Consider the following 24,825-nt stretch of genomic DNA (forward strand, 5'->3'; position numbering starts at 1 on the left):
CCTAAAAAATTTTTATCGACCGAAACGGGGTTCCTTCCCCTGAATCAAGCGCTCCCAATTCTTGCGGTGGGCCCATAACGCCAAAATCACCGTGGGAACGGCAAAATACCAGAGATCCACGAAACGGCCAGCCGCCCATAGCGTCACCAGGGCAGCAATCATGCCCATCAATGACGCAACGGAGACAATGCGAAAGATCAGGACAACCCCTGCAAAGACCAAGGCCGCCCCCAATGCCGCAGGCCAAAATAAACTGATGACAACGCCCAAGCCGCACGCAATGCCCTTTCCGCCTTTAAATCGCATAAACGGGGAAAACACATGGCCCAAAACAGCAAAAAACCCTGCCAATGCCGCCCATGCCGGATGCGCAGGCGTGACCCAATAGGCCAGTTGCACGGCTAGAATTCCCTTTAAGGCGTCCAAGCCCAACACGATGAGTCCTGTACTCAGTCCAAAAGTCCGCGCCACATTGGTCGCACCGATATTCTGACTGCCATGTTGGCGAATGTCCGTTTGAAAACGGAGACGTGCGAGGAGGTACCCAAAAGGTATGGCTCCCAAGAAAAATGCCACGATGACGATGCCAATAGCTAATGCCCCCATTTCATTCCCTCCTACGTCGCTCCTCATCATCTTGTGCTCTCTATTATTCCTGTCCGAGCCGCAAAAAGAAAGAGGAGAGCCTCAAGGCTCCCCTCTTTTGTTGAGCAAGAACGACTTACATCATCATGTCGCCCATGCCGCCCATACCGCCCATGCCACCCATACCGCCAGGGGCTCCAGCCGCGTCTTTCTTCTCGGGCTTGTCAGCCACTAACGCTTCAGTGGTCAACAACATCGCCGCAATGGAGGCTGCATTTTGCAACGTCGACCGCGTGACTTTAGCGGGGTCAACAATCCCTGTCTTGACCATGTCAACCACTCGGTTGTGAGCCGCATCATAACCCATGTTGCCCTTTTCCTTCTTAATGGCGTCAACAATGACGGAACCTTCCAAACCGGCGTTGTGAGCAATCTGACGCACGGGTTCTTCTAACGCACGGCGAACAATGTTGACTCCAATGCGCTCGTCACCCGATGCCTCAATGGCGTCTACTGCGGGAATGGCGCGCAACAAGGTGGTGCCACCGCCAGCTACAATACCTTCCTCAACAGCGGCCCGGGTTGCGGACAGCGCGTCTTCGATACGCAGTTTCTTTTCTTTTAGTTCTACTTCGGTGGCTGCTCCCACTTGAATGACCGCTACTCCACCAGACAATTTGGCCAAGCGCTCTTGCAACTTCTCACGGTCATAATCAGAGGTCGTGTCTTCAATTTGCTTGCGAATCACTGCGACCCGCTTCTTAATGTCTTCCGCAGAGCCATGACCTTCGACAATCGTGGTCTCTTCTTTAGCAATCTTGATTTGACGTGCCTGACCGAGCATCTCTGGCGTCACATTTTCCAATTTCAACCCGATGTCCTCAGAAATGACCTGACCTCCGGTCAAGATGGCAATGTCTTCGAGCATCGCCTTGCGGCGGTCACCAAATCCCGGAGCTTTCACGGCAACGGCCGTCAATGTTCCACGCAGCTTGTTGACGACCAACGTCGCAAGCGCTTCCCCTTCAACGTCCTCGGCAATAATAACCAAGGGCTTGCCACGCTGAACGATCTTCTCTAACACAGGCAGCAAGTCTTGAATAGCAGAAATCTTGCGGTCAGTAATCAAAATGTACGGATCGGACAAGACGGCTTCCATTTTCTCCGTGTCTGTGACCATGTAAGGCGAAATGTAACCACGGTCAAACTGCATGCCTTCCACGGTTTCTAAGGTCGTGCCCGTGGTCTTGGATTCCTCGACGGTGATGACGCCATCAGCGCCCACTTTCTCCATAGCTTCGGCAATAAGGCGCCCAATTTCTTCGTCGTTGGCCGAAATGGAAGCCACTTGGGTAATCGCCTCTTTACCTTCAATCGGGGTAGCAATCTTGCGAATCTCTTCAACTGCAACCGCGACCGCCCGCTCAATGCCCCGCTTGATCCCCATGGGATTTGCCCCGGCGGTAACATTCTTCAATCCTTCCTTGATCATGGCCTGACCTAACACGGTCGCCGTGGTCGTTCCATCCCCTGCAACATCTTGGGTCTTGGTGGCGACTTCTTTCACGAGCTGAGCGCCCATCGCCTCAAATGGGTCTTCCAGTTCAATTTCGCGTGCAATGGTGACTCCGTCATTGGTGATCAAAGGGGCTCCAAACTTCTTCTCCAACACAACATTGCGTCCCTTGGGTCCCAACGTGACCTTGACAGCATTGGCCAGCTTGTCAACACCCCGCTCTAAAGCGCGACGGGCTTCCTCTTCATAAATGATTTGCTTCGCCATTAACTGTTACCCTCCTAAGCGTTTATGGTGCATGTGGTTAGGCGTGAACCATTGCCGGCACGATTACTGCCAGAACATCTTGTTCCCGCAGCAACCAGTAATCATGATTGTTCACTCTAACTTTCTTTGCTGCTTCCAAGTCGAACAGCACGACATCTTCGGGTCCGACCTCCAAAGGTGCCCGGGTACCATCATTCAAGAGTCGGCCAGGGCCAACCGCTCGAACACGTCCCCGCTGCGGATTCTCCTTCGCGGTGTCGGGCAACACAATCCCCGAAGGCAGTGAATCGTCGTCTGTCATTTCCACTACCAAGTGGTCTGCCAGAGGACGAAGCTCCACAGATGTTCCCTCCTCAGTAATAGCTAACTATGTTTTTTGTTAGCACTCACGCTCAGCGAGTGCTAACGTACCCATAGAGCAGTTTACTCAAAAGGCCGAAACACGTCAAATAATTCTCTTCCCGGCAGAAACCGGAAATATGGCCCTTTACGGCCACCAATCTCGTAAAATCTTTTTAGTTCTACCCTAAACATCATTTTTCATGAGTGGTTTGCCCATGAATGAGGTGCATCGCATGGTCTAAAACAGGAAAAATGACTGGCAAGAGTTCCTCAATCGCACGAGGAGAGCCGGGAAGATTGATGATGAGCGTCATCTTGGCCTGGCCCGCTATCCCTCGAGACAGCATGCCCATGGGGGTGTGGCGCATCGACTCTTGTCGCAGGGCCTCCGCGATACCCGAAATATCGCGGTCGATGACTCGTCTTGTAGCCTCGGGCGTCACGTCCCTGGGCCCTAACCCGGTGCCCCCTGTGGTCAGAATCAGATCAATGCCTTGGTCTATCCACTTCTGCATCTGCTGAGCTAACAGCTCTTCTTCATCGGGCAGAATCTTGCGTTCGACAACTTTGCCAACTTGTTCCAAATGGGTCGCCAAAATTGCCCCCGATTCGTCTGCGCGCTTCCCCGTAGCGCCTTGATCACTACTGGTGAGAATCGCTATGGTCCACATGAGAAGCTCCTTCCCGAAGAAAATGCCCGGAACGGCCTCCGGCCTTTTCCAACAAGACAATGTGCCCAATCTCCAGGGTTCGGTCCATCCCTTTAAGCATGTCATAAAGCGTGAGAAGGCTCGCTGATACCGCGGTTAGCGCTTCCATTTCCACGCCCGTCGGAGCCGTTGTTTCCACCACCGCTTCCACCCGAAAAGCTTCTGATTCAATTTCAATCTGGACGTCTATATGAGTTAATGGCAAAGGATGACACAATGGAATGATGTCACTGGTCTTTTTGGCCGCCATAATTCCCGCCACGCGGGAGACGGCCAAAACGTCACCCTTAGGGATCTGGCCGTTCTTAACCGCTTGGCAAATATCCGGGCGCGCCGATAAATACCCAACGGCACGCGCTAGGCGCCGGGTTGCCGGCTTCTCGCCCACTTCCACCATATGTACTTCTCCACGTTCATTAAGATGGTTTGGTTGGGTACCCACGTATGACCCTCCTACAAATGCATCGCAATCGCCGCAAACGCCTGGGCACCTGTTCGCAATGCGCGCTCATCGGGATTAAACGCTGCCGAATGAATTCCTGTGACGAAATCCGGGCCCACGACGCCAACATGCACGTTTGTGGCGGGCACTCTTTGTGCGACATAGGCAAAATCCTCCGCACCCATCGATGGCCGTGGCAGTAAAACGACAGCAGCCTCTCCCAATTCCTGTGTCAAGACCTGCTGCACCAAACCCGTAAAGGCGGGATCAGCCACCAGCGGAGGATATCCTCGGTGCATAGAAATGACAGCTTCCGCGCGGTATGCTTGCGCGATTTGATGGACCAAATTGTCAAAGCGCTCAAGAGTCCCGTCGAGATTATTGGGTGACAAAATACGAATCGTACCCGTCATCTCTACCGTATCTGCAATCACATTTTCCCGGTAACCCCCACAAATTGTGCCAAACGTCACCACTAAAGGCTCGGTGGGATCTTCTTCGCGGCTCACTAATGTCTGACACGCTTGCACAATCGCCGTTGCCGCGATAATGGCATCCACCGTTTTATCCGGATGAGCCCCGTGCCCGCCCCGGCCTTTAACCGTTATCGAAAAATCATTCGGTGAGGCCATGGCGGGACCGCTGAACAGGCCAACAACTCCTGCGGCAAGATCGCTATCCACGTGCACCATTACGGCCCGACTCACCGGAGGATTGTCTAAAATGCCCGCTTCGATCATCGGCAAAGCGCCTCCCGGTCCTTCTTCTCCTGGTTGGAACATTAAAATAACCGGGTGGCTTAATTGCGCCTCGTGATGTTTTAAGTAATATGCGGCGCCCAATAGCATGGCCGTATGCATGTCATGACCACATGCATGCATGCGGCCAGAGATTTCTGAGCTAAAAGGCAGGCCGGTGGCCTCTAAAATCGGCAAAGCGTCCATGTCCGCGCGCAATAACATGGCAGGACCTTGTGCATGGGGGGCAATCACGCCCACCACCCCCGTGCCAATTAAGCGGTGATGCGAAATCTGCAAGAAATCTAAAGCCTCTTCCACGACTTGTTGGGTATGGGGTGTTTCAAGCCCTAATTCTGGAAAACGATGAATTTGTCTTCGTACGTCGACCATCCAAGGCTCGATGGTTTGCCAAAGGTTTTCTGCCACCGATTATTCTCCCCTTTCTCGCATATCTTCATTGTGTCTCATCCGCCGCATATTCGCGGCAAGCAGTGCGTACATATTCACAAACACGCCGGACGGGCTTTAGCACCGCCCAAGGAGATGATTGCCCCATGAATGGTTGGCGATGGCTCGTCATCAGTCCATTCGTCTTAATCGCGTTAGCCTTTCTTCTGGTCACTCAGCCCGTTTCCCAAAATGTCCTAACCCATGTCCCCACCAACAAAAAAATCGTGGCGATTACGTTTGATGATGGACCATCACCCAAATACACACCCTTAATTCTCAGTACCCTGACACGGTATCATGCGCACGCCACTTTCTTCGTTGTCGGTAGTGAGGCCGAGCGATTTCCACAACTGGTGCGCGACATCGCCCGTCAAGGCTCGGCAGTCGCAAATCATGGCTGGCAGCATTTGAATTTACGCCGCGTCGGCGCCGCCGCGCTATGGCAAGACGCGAGCAAATCGCAAGATTTTGTCCGATCCTTAGGCGTCGACCCCTCATTATTCTACCGGCCCCCTTATGGCCTAGTCAGCCAACCCATGATACATTTGTTTGCCGATCACGGGTACACCGTTGTCTTATGGTCTATCGACACGCGAGACTGGGCTCGCCCCGGGGTTGGCTCTATTATTAACAAAGTCGCAACCCAAGTAAAACCTGGCTCCATTATTCTCATGCACGATGGCGGCGGGAATCGTTCGCAGACCGCGACTGCCCTCAATGCCATTTTAGAGCAACTAAAGCAGATGGGCTACCAAGCGGTCACTTTGCCTCAACTCATACAAGACCAAGTACCCCACTCTTCTCCCATTTAACGCGCTATTAGACCCGTCAACTACCCCGGCCTAAAGGCCGGAGCTTGCGACTCCCCGGAAGTGCGTCCGATGGCTGAACGCCATCTCCTTCCTTGGGTTGGGGTCGCTTCGTAGGGCGGTTGACGTCGCCCTCACGACCGCGGGCCCGCCGCGATCGCACCTGTCACCCGGTACTCAATTCCCTGACGGTGCAGGTTCATGGCGCCAATCCGGTCATCGTTCGACCGGTAGTGGCATTGTTGGCACGCGAAGCGGTGTCGGCGCTTATCGCGATTTCCTCGGGCCACGTGCCCACAGTGGGGACAGGTTTGCGAGGTATAGCGCGGATCCACCGCGATCGTGCGGGACTGATATAGGGTCGCTTTATTTCGAGCATCTAGCGGAGTGGGTAAAAGGCCCACGACACGGACGTATACCGATCCCGTCGCCGGACCCGCTCCGTGGCCCCCCGCATCCCCGTCAGATCCTCCAGGACGAATAGCGTCTGGGCCCCAATAGCGGACCACGAGTGCCTTACTGACCTGATGGTTCACATCGGTCATCCAACGGTTTTCTCGTTGTCCTAAGCGTTTCAGGCGCCGCCGGGCGGACGGCGTCTGCCGGCGTTGCAGGGTCTGCCGGAGGATCTTGAAGTGGTCACGCCGCACTTTGACGGCGCGGCCGGGGAAAAAGGTAGTCTGCCCCTGGGAATCGTAGGCCGTCACCAGGACGTTGATGCCGAAGTCGAGCCCGACCACCTGACGAATCTCCGCCCAATCGGTCTCGGCCACGTCTTTCGTCATCGGTACAGGGAGAAACCAGCGCCCATGGCGGTGCACAAGAGGTGCCGTGCCACACTGCCAAGTCCCGTCGAAGACGCGTTCCATGCCCTGCCGGGCGAAGGGGATCGGCACGCGGCCTGCCAGCGTATTGAGAGAGAATGCGCCGGCCTTCAAGGAATCGTCGCGATTACAGACGAGATCGAAGGCCGGTTTGGTGAACGGCACCCGAGTCCAGGGATGCCCGTGGGCCAGCACACTGTTGTAGCGGGCCATCACGGTTTTGATCACCGATTGCGCCATTTGGGATCGCAAGCCAAACGGCGCCCACAAGGGCCGGTAGGTCTCGGTGTGGAGATCGGCTTGCTGAAGGCAGTGCGTGGTATCGACAACCCCGGAGACCCCGTGGCACCCCTGACGGTAGGCCTCGACGGTCTGCTGGAGCAACGTCGCCTGATCCGGGTTCGGATACCATGGCACTTTCGCGGTCAAGGTCAGTACCGTCGCAGACGCCCCCCAACATTCACGAGACCTATCATATCGCAATGTTAGTGAGACCACAACATGGGAAGAAGGGGGGGGTTCTCTGACGCGGCTCCTCCCCGGCCTGAAGGCCGAGGTCTCCGCCGCGCGGTATTTTGATGAAAAAGAAAAACGAGGCGGGAATCCGCCTCGTTTTTCCTACTTGTCATAGTGATAAAACCCTTGTCCGCTTTTCCGGCCCAAAAGCCCTGCATCCACCATTTTCCGTAGTAAGGGCGCTGGCCGATATTTGGAATCACTAAAACCTTGATAAAGCACTTCCATAATAGATAAACAGGTATCAAGTCCAATAAAATCTGCTAGCGTCAGAGGCCCCATGGGGTGATTCATGCCTAATTTCATCACCGTATCAATCGCCTCACGGCTCGCCACGCCTTCTTGCAACGCAAAGATCGCCTCGTTAATCATCGGCATCAAAATGCGGTTGGAGACAAAACCAGGGTAATCTTGCACTAGGACGGGCACCTTCCCCATGGCTTCGGCTGCCGCCATGACGTGCTGGGTGACATCGCTCTTTGTAAGAGCTCCCTCCACGACTTCAACCAAACGCATTACGGGAACCGGATTCATAAAATGCATGCCGATAACCCGTTCCGGATACCGGGTGTCACGGGCAATACGAGAAATCGAGATGGATGACGTATTGGAGGCCAGTATCGTGTCGGGACCGAAGTGCTCGCCCAGCTCACGAAACACCCCCACTTTGACGGCCTCCGCTTCAACAATCGCTTCAATACAAAGATCAACGGAAGAAACACTCTGGGCCGTGGGCACGGCATGAATGCGAGACAAAATATCCCTTTGTTGATCGGCGGTCAATTTACCCGTCTCAACCGCACGGCTCAGTCGCGCTTGCATGCCACCGAGGGCTTTTTGCACTTTTTCCGGGGCATTGTCCGTCAACCACACCTCAAAGCCCTGAGTCGCCGCAGTCTGCGCAATGCCGGCTCCCATTTGTCCAGCCCCTACGACTAACAGGCGCTGATTTTCCATCATATTGACCCCCTACCCGACTTTGACCAGCGTCGCTTCCCCCTGGCCACCTCCGCTGCAGATCGCGGCCACACCGTAACCGCCGCCCCGTTCTTGCAGTTCGACAATTAACGTCATCAAAATGCGTGCCCCCGACGCGCCGATCGGATGTCCTAACGCGACAGCACCCCCATTGACATTGACAATTTCGGGATTAAATTCTCCAACTTTAATACTCGTCAACGTCACCGCCGCAAAGGCCTCATTAATTTCGATGAGTTTGAGTTGGGATTTGTCAATCCCCGCTTTTGCCAAAGCCATTTCAGCCGCATAAGCGGGCACGGTATGCAAGTATTTAGGAGCGCGCGACACGAATCCCGAACTCACGATCGTCGCTAATATCGGCAACCCCAAATTTTCTGCTTGTGTGCGCTCCATCAAGACCAATACGGCGGCTCCGTCTGTCAACCCAGGCGCATTTCCCGCCGTCACAGTCCCGTCGGCGACGAACACTGGTTTAAGGGCCCGCATTTTCTCCAGTGATGTATCACGCCGGGGGCCTAAATCGTGATCAATGACCGACTGCTCACCGCGACGCCCCGTCAATGTCAATGGCGCAATTTCTTTGGCAAATCGCCCTGAATCCGTCGCTAGAATCGCCCTTACGTGACTGCGGTAGGCCCACTCATCTTGTTCTTCACGGCTAATGCCAAATTCCTTCGCAACTTCGCTGCCATAAACGCCCATATGACACTGGCCAAAACTACACCACAATCCGTCGTGCACCGCGGCATCGACAAGAGCCCCATCTCCCATCCGCAAACCAAAGCGAGCCCCATCCACCAAATATGGCGCCCGGCTCATCGATTCCATCCCCCCGGCAACAGCCGATTGAATTTCGCCCGCCCTGATGGCCATATCTGCTAAATTCACGGCTCTAAGACTCGAGGCACAGACTTTGTTTATCGTATCCGATGGCACCGTCTCCGGCATTCCCGCTCCCATCGAGGCTTGTCGCGAGGGAATCTGTCCGGCTCCCGCCTGAAGGACCTGGCCCATAAAAACATAGTCGATGGCGTCGCCTGGTATCATGGCCCGTTTTAGCGCCTCACGAATAGCATGGGCTCCTAGATCCGTTGCTTTGACGTCTTTGAGTGCGCCCCCAAAGGGCGTGAAGGGTGTCCGTGCTAGACTCACTACCACGGTTTCTGGCATTGCTCCTCATCTCCTCATCCTTCCCGGATAATCCGGGCCCCTAACCTGCTTAGTTTATATTCCAAGGCATGATAACCCCGGTCTATATATTCCAGACCGTCGACGACGGTAGTGCCTAACGCTCCCAACCCTGCCAAAACCAGCGCAGCTCCACCTCTAATATCTTGAGCTTGCACGGGGGCCCCCGTCAACTGGTCAACACCCCGGACAATCGCCGTTTCCCGGTCCAATTTAATATCAGCCCCTAAGCGCACAAGGTCGTTGGTATAGCCAAAGCGATTCTCAAACACCGTCTCCTGGACGACAGAAACCCCTTCAGATAGGCTCAAAACGCTGACCATTTGAGGGTGGAGGTCGGTCGGAAAACCGGGGTACGGTAGGGTCTCAATATCGACCGCACGTAAACGTCCCTCGACGCTAATACGAATCCAGTCCATATCTTCTTCGATGTGGCAACCGGCCTGCTCCAGTTTCAACAAAACGGTCCGCAAGTGTTCCGGGATCACATTGGTTACAGTTACTGAACCTCCAGCAACCCCTGCCGCCAACAAATATGTCCCGGCCTCTAAACGGTCCGGAATGATTTCATGACGCGTCCCATGCAGCGTTGTCACACCCTCGATGCGTATAAGGCTTGTCCCAGCTCCCCTCACAACCGCCCCCATGGCATTGAGAAAGTTGGCCAAATCTACGGTTTCTGGCTCCATGGCCGCATTTTCTAATATCGTCGTTCCATGCGCCAAGGACGCGGCAATCATTAAATTAATGGTGGTGCCAAAAGACGCCCGCTCAATATAAATGCGCGTGCCCTGCAGTCCTTGGGATCCGACTTCGCCGTGAATCGATCCGTGTTCCAGCCACATATGAGCCCCTAGTGCTTCAAAACCCCGTACATGAAAATTCACGGGGCGTGATCCAATTTGACACCCGCCCGGAAAAGCCACATCGGCCTGCCCCATGCGTGCCAACAGCAAGCCCACCACATAGGTCGATCCTCGTAACTTCTTCGCCAATTCATACGGCGCATGATATCCCGACAAGTTTGTGGCATCAATTTCAAGCTGGGTTTCACCAGTCCATTCCACGCGGGCTCCTAATTCCCGCAATATCTGACATAAGTCCAAAATATCGGTATAACGCGGGACATTATCTAAAATGGTGGTCCCTATTGACGCCAGCGCCGCTGCCACAATAATGGGCAGCGCACTGTTTTTCGACCCTTCTACACTTACTTCCCCAGCCAGTGGGTGCTGGCCTTCGATGACAAGCCGTGCCACACTAATCCGCCTTTCATATCGGGCAAACCCCTATAAGCTGTAATTCGGCGCCTCTTTCGTAATCTGAATGTCGTGGGGATGGCTTTCGAGCAAGCCCGCGTTAGTGATTTTGATAAACTTTCCACGACTCCACAAATCCTCGACCGTCGGTGTGCCACAATAGCCCATCCCTGAGCGAATGCCCCCAACCAATTGATACACCGTATCCGCTGTGGATCCGCGGTAAGGCACACGCCCTTCAATCCCCTCCGGCACCAGTTTATCCACGTCTTGATCGTCCTGAAAATAACGGTCGCGCGAGCCTTCTTTCATGGCCGCCAAAGACCCCATGCCCCGGTAAACTTTAAACGACCTGCCCTTAAATATTTCCATCTCGCCTGGACTCTCTTCCGTCCCTGCAAACAAAGAGCCAATCATGACCGTTGATGCTCCGGCGGCTAGGGCCTTCACGATATCGCCAGACCAACGAATACCACCATCGGCGATAATAGGCACCCCATGAGACTGTGCCACCTGCGCAGCCCCGAAGACCGCAGTCACCTGCGGCACGCCGATTCCGGCTACCACACGGGTTGTACAAATGGACCCAGGACCCACCCCGACTTTGACCGCATCCGCCCCTGCTTCAATAAGCGCTAAGGTTCCTTCCGGTGTCGCCACGTTACCGCCCACGACATCTACATGAGGAAACAGTTGTTTAATTTGACGCACGGTGTCAATAACCCCTTGCGAATGACCATGCGCCGTATCCACGACAATGACGTCCACCCGTGCCGCGACGAGCGCTTCGACGCGCGCTATGGTTTCCGGCCCCACTGAAACAGCTGCCGCGACCAGCAACCGTCCATTCTGATCCTTCGCGGAATGGGGAAACTTTTTGGCTTTCTCAATGTCCTTAATCGTGATCAAGCCACGCAACCGACCCATGCGATCGACCAAGGGAAGTTTTTCAATGCGGTGGCGGCCTAATATGGCTTTGGCCTCTTCCAACGTGGTTCCTTCAGGCGCCGTGACTAAACTATCTTTCGTCATCACTTCATGAATCGGCCGACCGAAATCTGTCTCAAACCGCAAATCCCGGTTGGTGAGAATACCCACCAAATATCCGCCATCTCGGACAATCGGAACGCCCGAAATACGGTAGTGACGCATCATTTCCAAAGCGTCGCGCACAAAATTATCCGGACCCAAAAAGATTGGGTCAATAATGACCCCATGTTCAGACCGCTTAACTTTGTCCACCTCTGCGGCTTGGCGTTCAATCGACATGTTTTTATGAATCACGCCGATCCCGCCTTCCCGCGCCATTGCAATGGCCATTCGCGCTTCTGTGACGGTATCCATCCCGGCCGAAACCAAGGGAATATTGAGCGACACATTACGCGTAAAGCGCGTCGTCAAACTCACATCCTTAGGCAGAACGGTTGAATGTCCTGGGACTAACAAAACATCGTCGAAAGTCAAGGCCTCGGGCCCAAACTTTTCCTGAAACTCCACTTCTAATCTCTCCTTCGTATTGACTCACCACCCCGGGGCATCCAGGGAATTTCTCATCAGTCTATCACAACCCTGAGCCCGCGACATCGCTTGCCTCTAATTTCTTCGCAAGTTCTCGTCCGACCATATAGACATTCCCAGCTCCCATGGTGATAAATGTATCGCCCGGAACCATGCGCCCCAAGACGTCCTCCACAACAGAAAACATATCCGGACGAAAATGTACGGTTTTCCCTTGGTCGGCAATCGCTTGGGCCAATCGTTCTCCTGATACGCCCGCAATGGGCGCTTCTCCCGGAGGTGCATAAATCTCGGTCAAATAGAGCTCATCGGCATCATCAAAAGCGTGGGTAAACTCCGTCCACAAGTTCTTGGTTCGAATATACCTTTGCGGTTGAAATAAAGCAAAAATGCGCCCTGGTGTGCGCTGCCGGCAGGCTTGGAGGGTCGAGCGAATCTCGGTAGGATGATGCGCATAATCATCGACAATCATGACAGGGGTATCCACAATAACCTGAAACCGGCGTTGAGCATTAGAAAATGTGGCCAAAGATTGTAAGGCATCATCCCACGCAATCCCCGTATGGTGGGCTACCGCCAGCGCCGCTAAGCTATTGACCACGTTATGCACCCCCGGCACCGCGAGCGTCGCGGTTCCCACCGGCTGGTTTTGCCACATTACCGTGTACCGCGTTAAAGCGGGCGTCAATTGGATATTGGTTGCCCTAAGCATCGCCTCTTCCGTCAGGCCATACGTGACGAAAGGTACTGCCAGAGTCTGACTGATAGTCCGTAACACAGGATTGTCTACACCAATGACCGCTAAGCCCGTATCCGGCACTTTATTTAAATAGACCGCAAATGCTTGCTGCAGCGCGTCAAAAGACCCCTCATAATGATCGAGATGCTCGGGCTCCACATTGGTTGCCACCGCAACCCACGGATGATATCGCAAGAACGTGCCGTCACTTTCATCGGCTTCTGCCACGGCATAACGGCCATGACCGACGCGCACATTCCCCTCAAATTGCGCAACCTCTCCCCCCACTAAGACCGCCGGATCTGCCCCCGCATCTTGCAAAATAGTGCCAATCATGGTGGTCGTGGTGGTTTTGCCATGCGTGCCGCTCACCGTTATGGCCTCAAACCCTTCAAGCACCCGGGCTAAAATTTCCGACCGATGATACAGGGGTATCCCCAACCGCACCGCTTCAGCCCGCTCCGGATTGTCCTCCGCCACGTCCGTGTTATATACCACCCAATCTGCTCCCGCCACATTTTCTGGCCGATGGACATATTGCACCGTGATGCCTTGACGTTCGACGCGCTCCGTTCGGCTTGATGGATTGACATCGGAGCCCGTGACCTCATATCCTTGATGCTTTAGCAACAGCGCCAGACCACTCATGCTGTATCCGCCAATTCCTATAAAATGCACATGCGTCACATTTGTCCCTCCAGCCATTTATGGGTAGGATTTGCCAAGCACAGCCGTTTCATCCTCTATTTATTAACGAAACTGCCATCCCTGTTCCACCCATAGTGCGCGGTAGTGCAGGGCTGCTGACCGAATTTGTTCATGTTCCTCGGGCCGCAACTCACGAACAATGCGGGCGGGCGATCCCATCACTAAAACACCCGCAGGAATTTCCATGCCTTGGGGAACCAAGCAACCCGCCGCGATGATGGTGCCGGGGTGAATATGGGATCCGTTCATAATGATAGCTCCCATCCCAATTAACACATCATCGTCCACCTGCGCTCCATGAACAATGGCCCCATGACCAATCGTGACCCCCGCACCAATCATGCAAGGAAACCCAGGGTCTGCATGCAGTGTGGCATTATCTTGGACATTGGATCCCTCGCCCAAGGTAATAGGCGCGCTATCAGCGCGAATCACGGCATTAAACCATACCGAGCTATAATCCCCAAGCGTCACTTGGCCAATCAGATAAGAACCCGGGGCCACAAACACCGGATGGCCAACTTGAGGATAAAAGTCTCCAAATTTGAGCAGCAATACTTATTCTCCCTCCCGTTGTCCGAGCGGAAAAAGCACTTTGGGCCCTTCAAAAGCCCCCATGGTCTCTCCCGCTTGCCATTGGTAATATCCCAAACTTGCGACCATCGCCGCATTATCTGTGCAGTAAGACACCGGGGGTATGTGGATCCTTATGCCCAGCTCCGCGCCAAGATGCAAAAACGCTTCGCGAATGGCTTCATTGGCTGTCACTCCACCCGCAAGATAGAGATCGCCCACCGGATAACGTGCAAGGGCCCTCTTGACGGTTTGGACCAATGCGCGCACGACCGCCTCTTGCAATGCATAAGCCACTTCTTCCGGTTCGTCAGGATGCTCGCGATATAACGCGGCGGTCGCTGTCTTCACCCCGCTAAAGCTAAAGTCCAACCGGCCATGCATATCGGCCACGGGTAGCTTGAACGACTTCTTACGCGCTTGGCGCGCTAACCGTTCAATTTGCGGTCCTCCCGGATAGGTCATGTGAAGAATACGTGCCGCTTTATCAAAGGCTTCCCCAGCCGCATCATCTTGCGTTTCTCCCAGAAGCCGCAAATCCCGATGGCCTTGCCAGTAAAAAAGACTAGTATGCCCGCCAGAGACAAGCAAAGCCAAGGCGGGAAACTCAATGGGAGCCATGAGCGCATTAGCATACAAATGCGCCTCCAGATGATGAACTCCGATTACCGGCACATGCAAACTCGCTCCCAACGTTTTGGCAAAAGTCACCCCGACCAGCAAGGAGCCCAACAAGCCAGGTCCTTGCGTCACCGCCACCGCATCAATGTCCGCTAAGTCCAGCCCTGCCTCTTTTAAAACCCAATCGACGACTGGCAAAATGGCCATCGCATGCTCCCTGGCCGCCACTTCCGGCACCACGCCTCCGTATTGGGCCTGAATGGCCGCAGATGATACCAAACTGGTCGCTAAAAGACGTGTGCCATCTTCAACAACAGCGGCCGCCGTTTCATCACAAGATGATTCGATTCCGAGGATTTTCGTAGGCTATGCTCCTCTCCTTGGTTGCGCGAAATATCTTTGGCCGATCTGGGAAAACTACTCCCATGACTGTTAGGGAGGGTTTGTTATGGGGTGGATTATAATACTCTATGGGATGGTCTTGTTAATTGTTTTTGCGGGCCCCTCAAGTTTGGCCCTTTCTCCAACCACATATCCGTTGATGACGCTGGGGCATCTATTCACCTTTTTAGCCAGTGTTGTCCTTTTTGTCCTCTTAGGACGCACGATAAAACGCCATGGGCGACGGCCTTTTTGGCCAGTCGCTGTTATCGGCGCTGTAACCGCTTTTGCCGGCACCCTCATCAGTCAGTATGTGATCCGGTTGCCCGCCGCCGAACAAGCCTTCATTGCGCAGTTGCATGGGGTACCCGTAGCAGCCGCTCGCACCATGCTACACCTGCACGTCGTATCCAGCGCCCTTATTACGGGAGGGTTCGCCGCCGTGTTCTATGGCGTCTTGGGAGGCTTCGCCGCATGGTGGGGCGGACGCACCGTGCCCAAACTCCCGCCCCCCGAAGCGCCTGCCCGCCAAGATCCCAAGGCCAGTTAATTCCTACATGGGATCTTTCCACATAATAAACGCATCTTCGTGAGTATCGGTGTAGTAGCCCCGCCGTACACCTAGTTGAACAAACCCTAACTTGTTGTATAAATTTTGCGCGACGATATTACCTCGCCGCACTTCCAAGGTCATGCGCACGACACCCAAGGCCTTGGCGCGAGCCATTAATCCTGTCATAATCGTTTCGCCTAAATGATGGCCCCGAAAGTCTGGATGAACAGCGATATTCGTTACATGGGCTTCGTCTAAAATGACCCACATTCCACCATAGGCCACCACTTGCCCGTGGAACTCAACCACTAAATAGGTCGCAAATGTGTTTTCCAGCAATTCTGTTTGAAACGCATTGCGTGACCATGGTGTGGGAAAGGAATGGGCTTCAATCCCCATGACCGCATCCAAATCGGCCATATACATATCCCGCACGACAACCTCTGGCGACCCATCCGGTCCGGCTTTGGCTTTGTCATCGCTCACTGCCACGGCTGCTCTCTTCCTTTCCATGCACCACGGCCGACGCTTGGCCCAGGTTTGAAATAGCTGGTGCTCGCAAATAGGCGGGCGACAGGTTTAACGCCCCCACCCCATCTCCATATTGTACTGTGAACTCAGCCAGTCTTGCTACTTGGCTCCCTAATAAGGGCAGATCCAAACGATAAGCTTCTGGGCTAATAGCCTTTAGCATCTCGCTGTCGCTTGCCAAAGGCCCTAACACCCCAACGGGGCCGGACCAAGGAAATTGTTCGGGCAAGGCGCCATTGGCAGCAAAATCTGGTACCAGCGGTTCGGGCACGCTTCCCCCACAATAATACAACCCCGCATAAAAGGCTGGACCGCGTCGTTCACTACTGACAAGGACCGGCCCTTGCAAATGCGGTGAATAGGCCCAAGCCTGCAAAGACGACACCCCAACAACGGGAACATGCAAGGCATAAGCTAAGGCCTTGGCCGCCGTCACAGCAATCCGGACGCCCGTAAAAGATCCCGGGCCAATTCCCACAGCGATGACGGTAGGCGTCCCAAATTCCTGAATGAGCATGTCAAGCCACGGGACTAAATGCGAGCCTGCCGATTTTGAGCGGCGCCACGACAAATCCGCGGCCACCTCTCCCTCTATCAGATACCCAGCCGACAAACCAGGTCCCGATGCATCAAATCCTAATACTTTATGACTCATGACCGCCTCTTTAAGGACTGCGACGTTCGCCACTGCTGCAATCGCTGTTGCGCCCCAGGGCCGTAAGCCGTCAGTTCTACTTGCCGGCATTTTTCCCCACAAGCCTCTAACGACAGTGCAAACCCTTCAGGATAAAGCGACCGCAGGGCTTCGCCCCATTCTGCAATAATGATACTATGCGCATCGTGCGGCGACGGCAAGTCTAAAATGTCCAACCCATCATCGCCCTGCAATCGGTATAAGTCTGCATGGTACACGGTAAAGGCCGGAAGCGGATAAACATGGACCAAGTCAAACGTTGGCGATTTTACCGATCCCTTATATCCCCAGGCTTTCAGCAGATCCTGCGTCAGCGTCGTTTTGCCGGACCCAAGGTCTCCCGACAGCATCACTAATCCCTTAGGGGCGAACAATCCCGCTAGTTCATTGGCAAGCTCGGCCGTCTCCTCGGGACTATGGCTAATCCGGGTCCACGGTGAAGTGATGATAGGATTTTCCTTCATCGACGGCTATCTCCTCTCCCGCGCGTATCACCCGAATGCCTAAGGTATCAGTTACGACGCCAATCTCGGTAATTGGCACCCCACACTGCAAACAGAGTTGTTCCGCCTGTTGGGCACGGGACGGCGGAATCGCCGCTAATAATTCGTAATCCTCACCACCGTACAATGCAAAATCCAACGCATCCTCACCGTACTCCTTGGCTACAGACCTCGTCGCCGCGTCAATAGGCATCTTATCGGCATCAATTTGGACACCAATCCCTCCAAAACGCGTCATGGTCCGAATTTCCGACAGCAATCCATCGGATATATCGGTCATAGCATGAGCGAGGGCCCCCAATTGCTTTCCCGCTTCTACGCGGGCTACCGGCGCCAAATGCGCTTGGAGTACACTGCGATGCTGAATCGAAGTACTCGGCCACCGCACGCCATGGGATAACAACGTATAGCCCGCATGAGCTGCACCCAGTCGTCCCGTCACGAAAAGCCGATCTCCGGGCTTTGCACCATTCAACAAGATAGGGCCGGTTACACTAGGCTGTCCAAACACCGCCACGTCCAGAGACATCTCACTCGGCGAATGCACCGTGTCTCCTCCCAGCAGCACGGCCCCATAACGGTCTAATGCCTTAGCCATGCCACGGTAGAGCCGTTCGACCCGCTCGACTTCAGTATCCGCTGGTAAGGCAATGCTGGTTAAAATAGCCTTGGGTACGCCCCCCATTGCCGCAATATCGCTAATATTGACCGCTACCGCTTTTTCTCCCAACTGTTCCGGCGTCATCCAATCCCAGCGGAAGTGCACTCCTTCTACCAGCATATCTTGACTTACTAACCATCCGAGATCCGATGGCGGAAGATATGCCGCATCATCTCCAATGCCCAAATAGCCCATTGGTACAATCGCTTGTAAGCGGTGTATCACTGAGATCAGCGCCCGTTCACCGACGTCGCTGACCTTCACCGCCTCCTGATCTTTACGCACGGTCGACGTCCGTATCATCTTCTGTTTCGTAACGTCCTTCCTTCCCTTGGCCTTCGGCCGCGACAAGTTTACAATAACGACAGCATACTTATTAGGAGGCGACAACCATTCCCACAGACATTATACGCCAGCATGGTACATGGCGTGGCAAGCAGTTTAGCTGGTTTGAATCCGGTCAAGGGTTCCCCATTATCCTCCTACACGGTGGCGGAGGCACTGGCAAAGCATGGTGGTACCAGTTAGAGTGTCTCAGTACCCATTTCCGCGTGATCGCCCCCGATATGCCCGGATTCGGGCAATCTGAAAAAGTGCCGGGAATTGAACGGGTGAGTGACATCGTCGTCGCTATCCAAGGCTGGCTGGGTGTGTGGAATATTGAGCGATTCGCCATTGGCGGCAACTCCATGGGTGGACGAGTTGCTCTTGGCGTTGCAGCCCAAATGCCCACGCAAGTGCGAGCCCTCATGTTATTAGATGCCGTGGGTGTGAATCTTAAAGATGTCCCCATTGTCAACCCGCTGACCCTGCCTCCTGACCAGTTTATGTCGGGGCTCGTCAAGCATCCCGACCGATATCGTAAACTGACGCCCTACCGAACACTGTCTGATGCCCAAGAATTAAATCATGGCCGCCATGTCTTTGCGCAATATTTAGGGAATGACGGCATTGCCTCGGATCCGTCCCTCGATTTAACCCGGGTCAACATGCCCACATTGTTGCTCTGGGGCCGTGACGATATCATCGTGCCGGTCGAGTACGGCCGCCAACTCGAAAAGGCTTTAGCTGATGCTGAGTTGCTCATCATTGATGATGTCGGTCATCTGCCGCACATCGAAGAACCGCAAATGACTTGCCGCACTATGGCCGACTTTTTATCACGCCATGCCAACCTGCTTGCTTAGCAACCTTTTCCCCTTCCTTCGGGAAGGGGATCCCTGCGAAAATCAGACAGATTGACCGATGTCATTCACGACCCGATCCCGGTCACCTTCTGGTGTAATCATATACACGGCCATAGCACCAGCTTCCCAACGCAATTCCACCATACAAATATCGCAATAAAACCATCCAGGCCCTCTAAGACGTCCCAGCCAGCGATTTCCGCACTGCGGGCAAATAGGATTTGACATCAACGCGCCCGCTGGAATCCTCGAACCCGAAAAGCCCCAGGAACGGAAACGGGCTTCCCTCCTTTCTTCATCTGATGACGTGCGGGCCCTTGTTCCTACGAATACGAGTCAAGTTTACCCTAAATAGGCTCTTACCACACAAAAAAACCACCTCATTCCCGGTCATGGTGACAAGAGCCGCATGCAAGGATGATAGCCAATTTAGGAAGAATTAAAAACTCTAGCATTTAGTCTACAAGCGGTTTTTACACTTGTCCACTTAAAAAACAAAGGAGCCCCGACCTGGACTCCTCAGTGCGACATCTATCGGCAACCGTCCGACAAAGGGCTTTCACCCCTTAGTGGAGTTAGTGGATAAGATCGGCTAACAATGATGCCTTCGTCATGTCCTCGAGAACCGTTTGAAAATCATATCCCGCATGATGAATGGCCAAGGACACTCGCGGTGACAACGCGAGCGCATTAATTTGATCGAGCGTAAAATTAAAAGTAAGATAGTGCACTGCGCTGGTCTTCTCTTCGGTGGATCGTCCTGCTTCGGCTTGCGCATGCACACGAAATCCCTCACCCACTAAAAAGACGTGTTCCTCGACGCCCGACAGTTGCTGTAAGACTTGCGCAATATCATCCTCTTGGGTCAAGGCAATCAGTAAGGTCGCGCCAATCGCGTGACCTAGGGGCAATAGCTCATTGTAGATGTCAATTTCTTGCTGGATCAAACGCGGATCTGTAATATGTTCAATGCGGCACATTTCTTGGATTTGAAATCGCATCGTCTCGCGATTTTCAAACACAATGGCGATGCGCGGTCCGACGTCAACACGACGAATCTTCTTAAGCGCAATCAGACGCTTCCGCAATGCATCGCGTTCTTTGGCAAATTGTTCAGCCGACGCGATGTCTGCCAAAGTCAATGGCTTCAATGGCTTTCCCTCCTATTCTTAGGATTAAACGCTTACTTCGCACAGACTGCTGCGTTGTACCACGTTAGTCATGGGCTTTGTGCAATCCATAGGCCTGAGCTAAAAGCTCGACAGGATGACGCGGTGGCTGATCGGTGACCGTTTCAATCTGCAATCCTGCCAAAGCACAATCTGAGCAAGCTTGGGTATCATGGGCTTTGTGAAAAGCCTGCGTTAACTTGGCGGCCACCTTCTGTGATTCATCATAAAATTCCGCTTTCAGCCCCCATGTTCCATCGATCCCGGCACAATGATCGACAACATTGACTGTCGTGCCGTCTACATAAGTGAGCAGATCCCGAGCTTGCCGCTTGAGCCCCTCAGCCTTTGTATGACATGATAAGTGGTAGGTGACTGTACCCAAGGCTTCCGCAAAATCCTTCTTTAATTCGCCTTTTCGCGCCATCTGGGCCAAATATTCCGTCACGTCCCACGTGTTACGGCTTACCAATTCCGCATCTTCGGTTCCGAGGAGCAGCGGGTATTCCTTCTTCAGAACGTATGCGCAGGTAGGCTGTAACGCTAAAATAGGCTTGCCGTCGCGGGCGAATTGTTTCAAGACCGCCACATTCTGGCGCGCACGCAAGGTGGCCCCGGCTATATCCCCACCATCTAAAGCAGGCATGCCACAACATTGTTGAAAAGCTGGCACTTCCGCTTGAATACCGTTATGCGCTAACACTTTAAGCGCTGCCTGCCCAATGCCTGGTTCATGATATTCCACTGTGCACGTCGAAAAGATTGCCACATCCGCCGTTTTGGTGCGCTCTTGGTGTTTTTCAATCCATTGTGAAAACCTCATAAGCGCAAACTTAGGCAAATGTCGGCGATGGTCAATGCCCACGGTTTTTTCCAAGAGTTGTCGCATCACCGGCTGAAGATTGCTCCAATTGGATAACGTAGGCGCTGCTGTGCCCAATCGCCCAATGCGCTCGGGGTCCCCTAAAAACCGATCGGCGGGTTTAATTCCGTGCTTTTTGGCGCGGACCGCTTTGGATCTGAGCATCAAACGGGGAAAATCCAAATCAAAACGATGCGGCGGAATGTATGGACACTTGAGATAGCATAATTTGCATTGATAACAGAGGTCTGCGGTCTTGGCCATTTCCTCATCTGTCAACAGATCGACGTCATCCTCATGAGACTCGACCACTCGAAAGAGTTCAGGAAAGGAAGGACAAAGGCTATAGCACAACCGACAGCCATTGCAAATATCAAAGGCTTTCTTCATATCTTCGGATAAGGCCGTCTCATCCCAATAACGCTCGTGATTAGGATTATATTCCATACAGGACACCCCTTTTCGCCTCATCGCCATCAAGGGGCCTTAAAGGCCCCTTGATGTGCGGTGACTTAATCGTCTAGTGCCGCCAAGCCTTTGGTAAATCGTCCTGCATGGCTCTTTTCAGCGCGTGCCAAGGTTTCGAACCATTCAGCAATGTCGTCGAAGCCCTCTTCACGGGCCACTTTAGCAAACCCAGGATACATTTGGGTGTATTCATACGTTTCGCCTTCAATAGCGCTTTTCAAGTTATCCTCGGTTGAGCCCACAGGTACCCCAGTCACGGGATCGCCCACTTCCTCTAAAAACTCAAAATGCCCAAAAGCATGACCCGTTTCTCCCTCAGCAACATCACGAAATAGTCCTGCGACATCGGGACGCCCCTCAATGTCGGCTTTTTGCGCGAAATACAGATAACGCCGATTAGCTTGCGACTCTCCGGCAAAAGCTTCTTTAAGATTACTGTGAGTCTGGGTATTCAGCAGTGACGGCAAAAGAAAACCCCCCTCGTTAGATTTTTTCGGTAACCGAGATTACCTAAGAATTATTCTAATGAGAGAGGATGTTCTTTTCAATCATGTAACGGATATTATTTATCCAGCAATCTAAGCCTAGGCTAATTTTCCTGAGTGCAAGTGAAAGGCCGGACGAATCTGACCCACTTCCACCCCACGGTGATTACGCAAAATGGGCGCCATGACGTCTGTTAACGCCGCCATTTCGCTATCACTAAGGGCCCCCATGTCACGCAAGGCTTGAATGACAACGGTCGGCACGGTCCGGGACATGCCGTCGTCCATTTTCACCGCAAGCCCCAAGCCTCGTTCTGGAATTCCAAGGCAAAATACCGCCTCGGCTCCGCCTTTGGCAACAAACCGGTGCGCTGTGGCCTCCGCTAAAGTGACTTCGAGACGTCCCGTTCCCGATACTAAATAGGGGTGAAGCCGCATTGCTTCCGCGATAAGGGTCGAGCCCACCTGCCAAGGCTCTTCCAGTCCCCGCGGGTCGACCAATCGTGCATAAGCGTACGCCATACGTGCCAAGGGGAGAAAAAATGTGGGCACGCTACAGCCGTCGATACCCGTCTGGAGCGCAGACTGGTCCACGCCGGTCATCTTTGCGATGCTCTCACGAATCTTTTGTTGCACAAGATGACTCGGATTTTCATAGCCCTCAAAGGGTACACCCAAGACTTTGGCTAAGGTCAACATTCCCGTATGCTTGCCACTACAATTGTTGTGGAGCGGACTGGGCGCTATCCCTTTGGCCTCGAGATCATGCGCTGCGGGCCCATAGCTTGGCGCATGCACGCCACAGGCTAAATCCTCCGGCGTTGCCCCGATACGAGACAGCAAACCTGCAACCGTCTTCACATGCTCGGGCTCTCCACCGTGTGACGCACAAATCATGGCCACCTCTTCCGTGGTGAAGTGGTATTGGCTTGTTCCCCCGGCCAACACCACTGGCAACGCTTGAAAGGGTTTGGCGCTAGAGCGCCAAAACGTGGGACGTTGTGGATCTCCGAGCCAATAGCGAATATGCCCAAGACTATCCACCACCGCCACGTCGGCATAGGCTCGACTTTCTACATGACCGCCCCGCGTAATTTCTACTGCCAGTTCAGACATTATGCCTCTCCTGTTCCATATATTGCCGTGCGGCATCAACAAAGTCCGCAAACAGTTTGCGGGCATGAGTCTCGGAATCGACAAGGTCCTCAGGATGCCACTGAACGCCAATGCCCCATGAGTTTCCCGGATATTCAATCGCTTCAACGAGTCCATCTTCTGCATGGGCGGCCACATTCCATCCACTGGGCACCTTGTCTAAAGCCTGATGGTGAAAGGAGTTAACCCGCAAATCCGTTGTTTCCGTAACATGGTGAAGTTTCGTACCCGGCAATACCGTGACACCGTGGGTGGCCTGTTGACGCGGCTGCGACTGATTATGGTGAATATCAGACGTAGGATACACACGAGGGATATCTTGAACCAACGTCCCCTCTTGAGCCACCGCAATCGCCTGCACACCGCGGCAAATGCCAAACACAGGCATTTTGTGTTGGAGGGCCGCGCGCACTAATGCGATTTCTGTACGGTCACGGTCTTTTGAGATACTAGCTTGGTTCGTTCCCGCATCCAGAGCCCCGTAGGCTGCGGGATCAAAATCGCCGCCTCCCGTTAACAATAGCCCATCGCACCGCAACAATGCTTCTTGACTTTCGGGAACATTGGGCAATAACACAGGAATGCCTCCCGCTTGAACAACGGCATGCAAATACGGCGCCCGTAAAAAGTCCCGATAGACATTATCCGGTCCTAACTCACGAGACATGGAAATCGCTATGAGGGGTTTGCTTTCCAATAAACTCTCGCTCCTTATTAAGACGAAAATACGTAATCAGCCTGTTTAGAGGTCAGTAAGCCCCAGGCTGATGACAATCGCTTGATTGACACGATTCATAATATCAGGATTCAAGTGCGCAATGCGCTCTTTCAGTCGTCTTTTGTCAATCGTCCGAATTTGTTCGAGAAGAATAACGGAATCCCGATCGAGGTTGGATTCGTGGGCCTTGACATCCACGTGGATGGGCAGCCGCGTTTTGAAGACTTGCGATGTGACCGCGCAGATAATCGTCGTGGGACTATAGCGATTGCCAATATCATTCTGCAGTATTAAAACTGGGCGGATTCCTCCCTGTTCGGAACCGACCACGGGAGACAAATCCGCAAAAAAAATATCGCCGCGTTTTACAACTACATCAGATATGGCCACCGTCATTTACTCCTGAGGGCTCCCGGCATATTCCCACGGTTCTTCTGCCAAGGACGCATTGAGCGCGCCAAGCTCTTGATATCCTTGAATCAGTTCTTGCCGGAGTTGCCGTTTTCTTTGTTCGGCGATGTAAAACTCGACACTTTCGCGAATGACCTCGCTCCGGTGACGCCCTTCGCCATCCGCCACTTTGTCCAGTGCGTCCACCAAATGATGGGGCATGCGCACTATCACCCGACGGTTTTCTTCCAAAATGCCCACCTCTTTCCCTGATGCTCTT

General features: G+C 53.6%; 28 protein-coding genes. 3 read left to right on the forward strand and 25 right to left on the reverse strand.

The features are described from left to right. Positions 1-12: 12 nt before the first annotated feature. From plsY to CO251_RS01955, 6 genes are all read right to left on the reverse strand, one after another. Positions 13-606, reverse strand: coding sequence for a glycerol-3-phosphate 1-O-acyltransferase PlsY (plsY, locus tag CO251_RS01930; RefSeq protein WP_158246125.1), 594 nt, complete (start codon positions 604-606; stop codon positions 13-15). A gap of 115 nt (positions 607-721) precedes the next feature. Beyond that, on the reverse strand, positions 722-2,368 hold the full coding sequence (gene groL / locus CO251_RS01935; protein WP_103374127.1) for a chaperonin GroEL: 1,647 nt from the start codon (positions 2,366-2,368) through the stop codon (positions 722-724). Positions 2,369-2,405: 37 nt separating this feature from the next. Then, positions 2,406-2,708, reverse strand: a complete 303-nt coding sequence (locus tag CO251_RS01940; protein WP_103374128.1) for a co-chaperone GroES — start codon at positions 2,706-2,708, stop codon at positions 2,406-2,408. 193 nt (positions 2,709-2,901) lie between these two features. Beyond that, positions 2,902-3,381 carry a molybdenum cofactor biosynthesis protein B gene (locus tag CO251_RS01945; RefSeq protein ID WP_103374129.1) on the reverse strand — a complete coding sequence of 160 codons (480 nt, stop codon included), beginning with the start codon at positions 3,379-3,381 and terminating at the stop codon, positions 2,902-2,904. Continuing rightward, entirely contained in the window at positions 3,353-3,862 is a 510-nt protein-coding gene (gene moaC / locus CO251_RS01950; protein ID WP_103374130.1) for a cyclic pyranopterin monophosphate synthase MoaC, read from the reverse strand. Before moaC ends, CO251_RS01945 begins: the two co-directional genes overlap by 29 nt. Positions 3,863-3,873: 11 nt before the next feature. After that, positions 3,874-5,028 (reverse strand): M20 family metallopeptidase, encoded by a 1,155-nt coding sequence (locus CO251_RS01955; RefSeq protein WP_173677051.1) that lies wholly within the window; start codon positions 5,026-5,028, stop codon positions 3,874-3,876. Between the two features lie 128 nt (positions 5,029-5,156). Here CO251_RS01955 and CO251_RS01960 point away from each other — a divergent pair, with 128 nt between their 5' ends. Continuing rightward, positions 5,157-5,864, forward strand: a complete 708-nt coding sequence (locus tag CO251_RS01960; protein ID WP_103374131.1) for a polysaccharide deacetylase family protein — start codon at positions 5,157-5,159, stop codon at positions 5,862-5,864. A 131-nt stretch (positions 5,865-5,995) separates the two neighbouring features. Here the strand turns inward: CO251_RS01960 and CO251_RS01965 are convergent, their stop codons facing one another. The 8 genes from CO251_RS01965 to tsaD all read right to left on the reverse strand — a co-directional run bounded on the left by CO251_RS01965 (position 5,996) and on the right by tsaD (position 15,145). Further along, positions 5,996-7,168: a zinc ribbon domain-containing protein gene (locus CO251_RS01965; RefSeq protein WP_369825223.1), complete on the reverse strand. Its 1,173-nt coding sequence runs from the start codon at positions 7,166-7,168 to the stop codon at positions 5,996-5,998. 135 nt (positions 7,169-7,303) lie between these two features. Further along, positions 7,304-8,158, reverse strand: coding sequence for a 3-hydroxyacyl-CoA dehydrogenase family protein (locus CO251_RS01970; protein ID WP_173677055.1), 855 nt, complete (start codon positions 8,156-8,158; stop codon positions 7,304-7,306). Between the two features lie 12 nt (positions 8,159-8,170). Continuing rightward, positions 8,171-9,352, reverse strand: coding sequence for an acetyl-CoA C-acetyltransferase (locus CO251_RS01975; protein WP_103374133.1), 1,182 nt, complete (start codon positions 9,350-9,352; stop codon positions 8,171-8,173). Positions 9,353-9,366: 14 nt separating this feature from the next. Further along, entirely contained in the window at positions 9,367-10,629 is a 1,263-nt protein-coding gene (gene murA, locus CO251_RS01980; protein WP_103374134.1) for a UDP-N-acetylglucosamine 1-carboxyvinyltransferase, read from the reverse strand. Between the two features lie 30 nt (positions 10,630-10,659). Next, the gene (gene guaB / locus CO251_RS01985; protein ID WP_103374135.1) at positions 10,660-12,126 is read right to left on the reverse strand and encodes an IMP dehydrogenase; all 1,467 of its coding nucleotides are present in this window, start codon (positions 12,124-12,126) and stop codon (positions 10,660-10,662) included. Between the two features lie 64 nt (positions 12,127-12,190). Next, on the reverse strand, positions 12,191-13,573 hold the full coding sequence (gene murC, locus CO251_RS01990) for a UDP-N-acetylmuramate--L-alanine ligase (RefSeq protein ID WP_103374136.1): 1,383 nt from the start codon (positions 13,571-13,573) through the stop codon (positions 12,191-12,193). Between the two features lie 63 nt (positions 13,574-13,636). Further along, positions 13,637-14,149 (reverse strand): gamma carbonic anhydrase family protein, encoded by a 513-nt coding sequence (locus tag CO251_RS01995; protein ID WP_103374137.1) that lies wholly within the window; start codon positions 14,147-14,149, stop codon positions 13,637-13,639. 3 nt (positions 14,150-14,152) lie between these two features. Next, entirely contained in the window at positions 14,153-15,145 is a 993-nt protein-coding gene (tsaD, locus tag CO251_RS02000) for a tRNA (adenosine(37)-N6)-threonylcarbamoyltransferase complex transferase subunit TsaD (RefSeq protein WP_103374138.1), read from the reverse strand. Between the two features lie 91 nt (positions 15,146-15,236). Between tsaD and CO251_RS02005 the strand changes: the two genes are divergently transcribed. Continuing rightward, on the forward strand, positions 15,237-15,719 hold the full coding sequence (locus CO251_RS02005) for a hypothetical protein (protein WP_103374139.1): 483 nt from the start codon (positions 15,237-15,239) through the stop codon (positions 15,717-15,719). Between the two features lie 3 nt (positions 15,720-15,722). Here CO251_RS02005 and rimI read toward each other — a convergent pair whose 3' ends face one another. The 4 genes from rimI to thiL are packed head-to-tail and all read right to left on the reverse strand — an operon-like array spanning position 15,723 to position 18,414. Next, positions 15,723-16,214 (reverse strand): ribosomal protein S18-alanine N-acetyltransferase, encoded by a 492-nt coding sequence (rimI, locus tag CO251_RS02010; RefSeq protein WP_369825224.1) that lies wholly within the window; start codon positions 16,212-16,214, stop codon positions 15,723-15,725. Further along, complete coding sequence (gene tsaB, locus CO251_RS02015; protein ID WP_103374141.1) at positions 16,198-16,908, reverse strand: tRNA (adenosine(37)-N6)-threonylcarbamoyltransferase complex dimerization subunit type 1 TsaB; 711 nt, start codon at positions 16,906-16,908, stop codon at positions 16,198-16,200. The genes rimI and tsaB overlap by 17 nt, the downstream gene beginning before the upstream one ends. After that, entirely contained in the window at positions 16,905-17,411 is a 507-nt protein-coding gene (tsaE, locus tag CO251_RS02020) for a tRNA (adenosine(37)-N6)-threonylcarbamoyltransferase complex ATPase subunit type 1 TsaE (RefSeq protein ID WP_103374142.1), read from the reverse strand. Before tsaE ends, tsaB begins: the two co-directional genes overlap by 4 nt. Then, positions 17,368-18,414, reverse strand: a complete 1,047-nt coding sequence (thiL, locus tag CO251_RS02025; protein WP_242968216.1) for a thiamine-phosphate kinase — start codon at positions 18,412-18,414, stop codon at positions 17,368-17,370. The genes tsaE and thiL overlap by 44 nt, the downstream gene beginning before the upstream one ends. A 173-nt stretch (positions 18,415-18,587) precedes the next feature. Between thiL and CO251_RS02030 the strand changes: the two genes are divergently transcribed. Then, entirely contained in the window at positions 18,588-19,298 is a 711-nt protein-coding gene (locus CO251_RS02030; RefSeq protein WP_103374143.1) for an alpha/beta fold hydrolase, read from the forward strand. A 575-nt stretch (positions 19,299-19,873) separates the two neighbouring features. Here the strand turns inward: CO251_RS02030 and CO251_RS02035 are convergent. From CO251_RS02035 to CO251_RS02065, 7 genes are all read right to left on the reverse strand, one after another. Further along, positions 19,874-20,449, reverse strand: a complete 576-nt coding sequence (locus CO251_RS02035) for a DUF3501 family protein (protein ID WP_103374144.1) — start codon at positions 20,447-20,449, stop codon at positions 19,874-19,876. A gap of 64 nt (positions 20,450-20,513) precedes the next feature. Beyond that, positions 20,514-21,776 carry a heterodisulfide reductase-related iron-sulfur binding cluster gene (locus tag CO251_RS02040; protein WP_103374145.1) on the reverse strand — a complete coding sequence of 421 codons (1,263 nt, stop codon included), beginning with the start codon at positions 21,774-21,776 and terminating at the stop codon, positions 20,514-20,516. Positions 21,777-21,841: 65 nt separating this feature from the next. Then, positions 21,842-22,264 (reverse strand): rubrerythrin family protein, encoded by a 423-nt coding sequence (locus CO251_RS02045; RefSeq protein WP_103374146.1) that lies wholly within the window; start codon positions 22,262-22,264, stop codon positions 21,842-21,844. A gap of 117 nt (positions 22,265-22,381) precedes the next feature. Further along, positions 22,382-23,398 carry an asparaginase gene (locus CO251_RS02050; protein WP_103374147.1) on the reverse strand — a complete coding sequence of 339 codons (1,017 nt, stop codon included), beginning with the start codon at positions 23,396-23,398 and terminating at the stop codon, positions 22,382-22,384. Continuing rightward, on the reverse strand, positions 23,391-24,134 hold the full coding sequence (locus CO251_RS02055; RefSeq protein WP_242968218.1) for a gamma-glutamyl-gamma-aminobutyrate hydrolase family protein: 744 nt from the start codon (positions 24,132-24,134) through the stop codon (positions 23,391-23,393). Before CO251_RS02055 ends, CO251_RS02050 begins: the two co-directional genes overlap by 8 nt. A gap of 45 nt (positions 24,135-24,179) precedes the next feature. Beyond that, positions 24,180-24,539, reverse strand: a complete 360-nt coding sequence (locus CO251_RS02060) for a type II toxin-antitoxin system PemK/MazF family toxin (RefSeq protein WP_242968238.1) — start codon at positions 24,537-24,539, stop codon at positions 24,180-24,182. Between the two features lie 12 nt (positions 24,540-24,551). Next, a complete protein-coding gene (locus CO251_RS02065; RefSeq protein WP_242968231.1) occupies positions 24,552-24,806 on the reverse strand; it encodes a CopG family ribbon-helix-helix protein in 255 nt (84 codons plus the stop codon). Positions 24,807-24,825: the final 19 nt, after the last annotated feature.

It is taken from the genome of Sulfobacillus sp. hq2 (assembly GCF_002903155.1).
GTDB classification, from domain to species: Bacteria; Bacillota; Sulfobacillia; order Sulfobacillales; family Sulfobacillaceae; genus Sulfobacillus; species Sulfobacillus thermotolerans.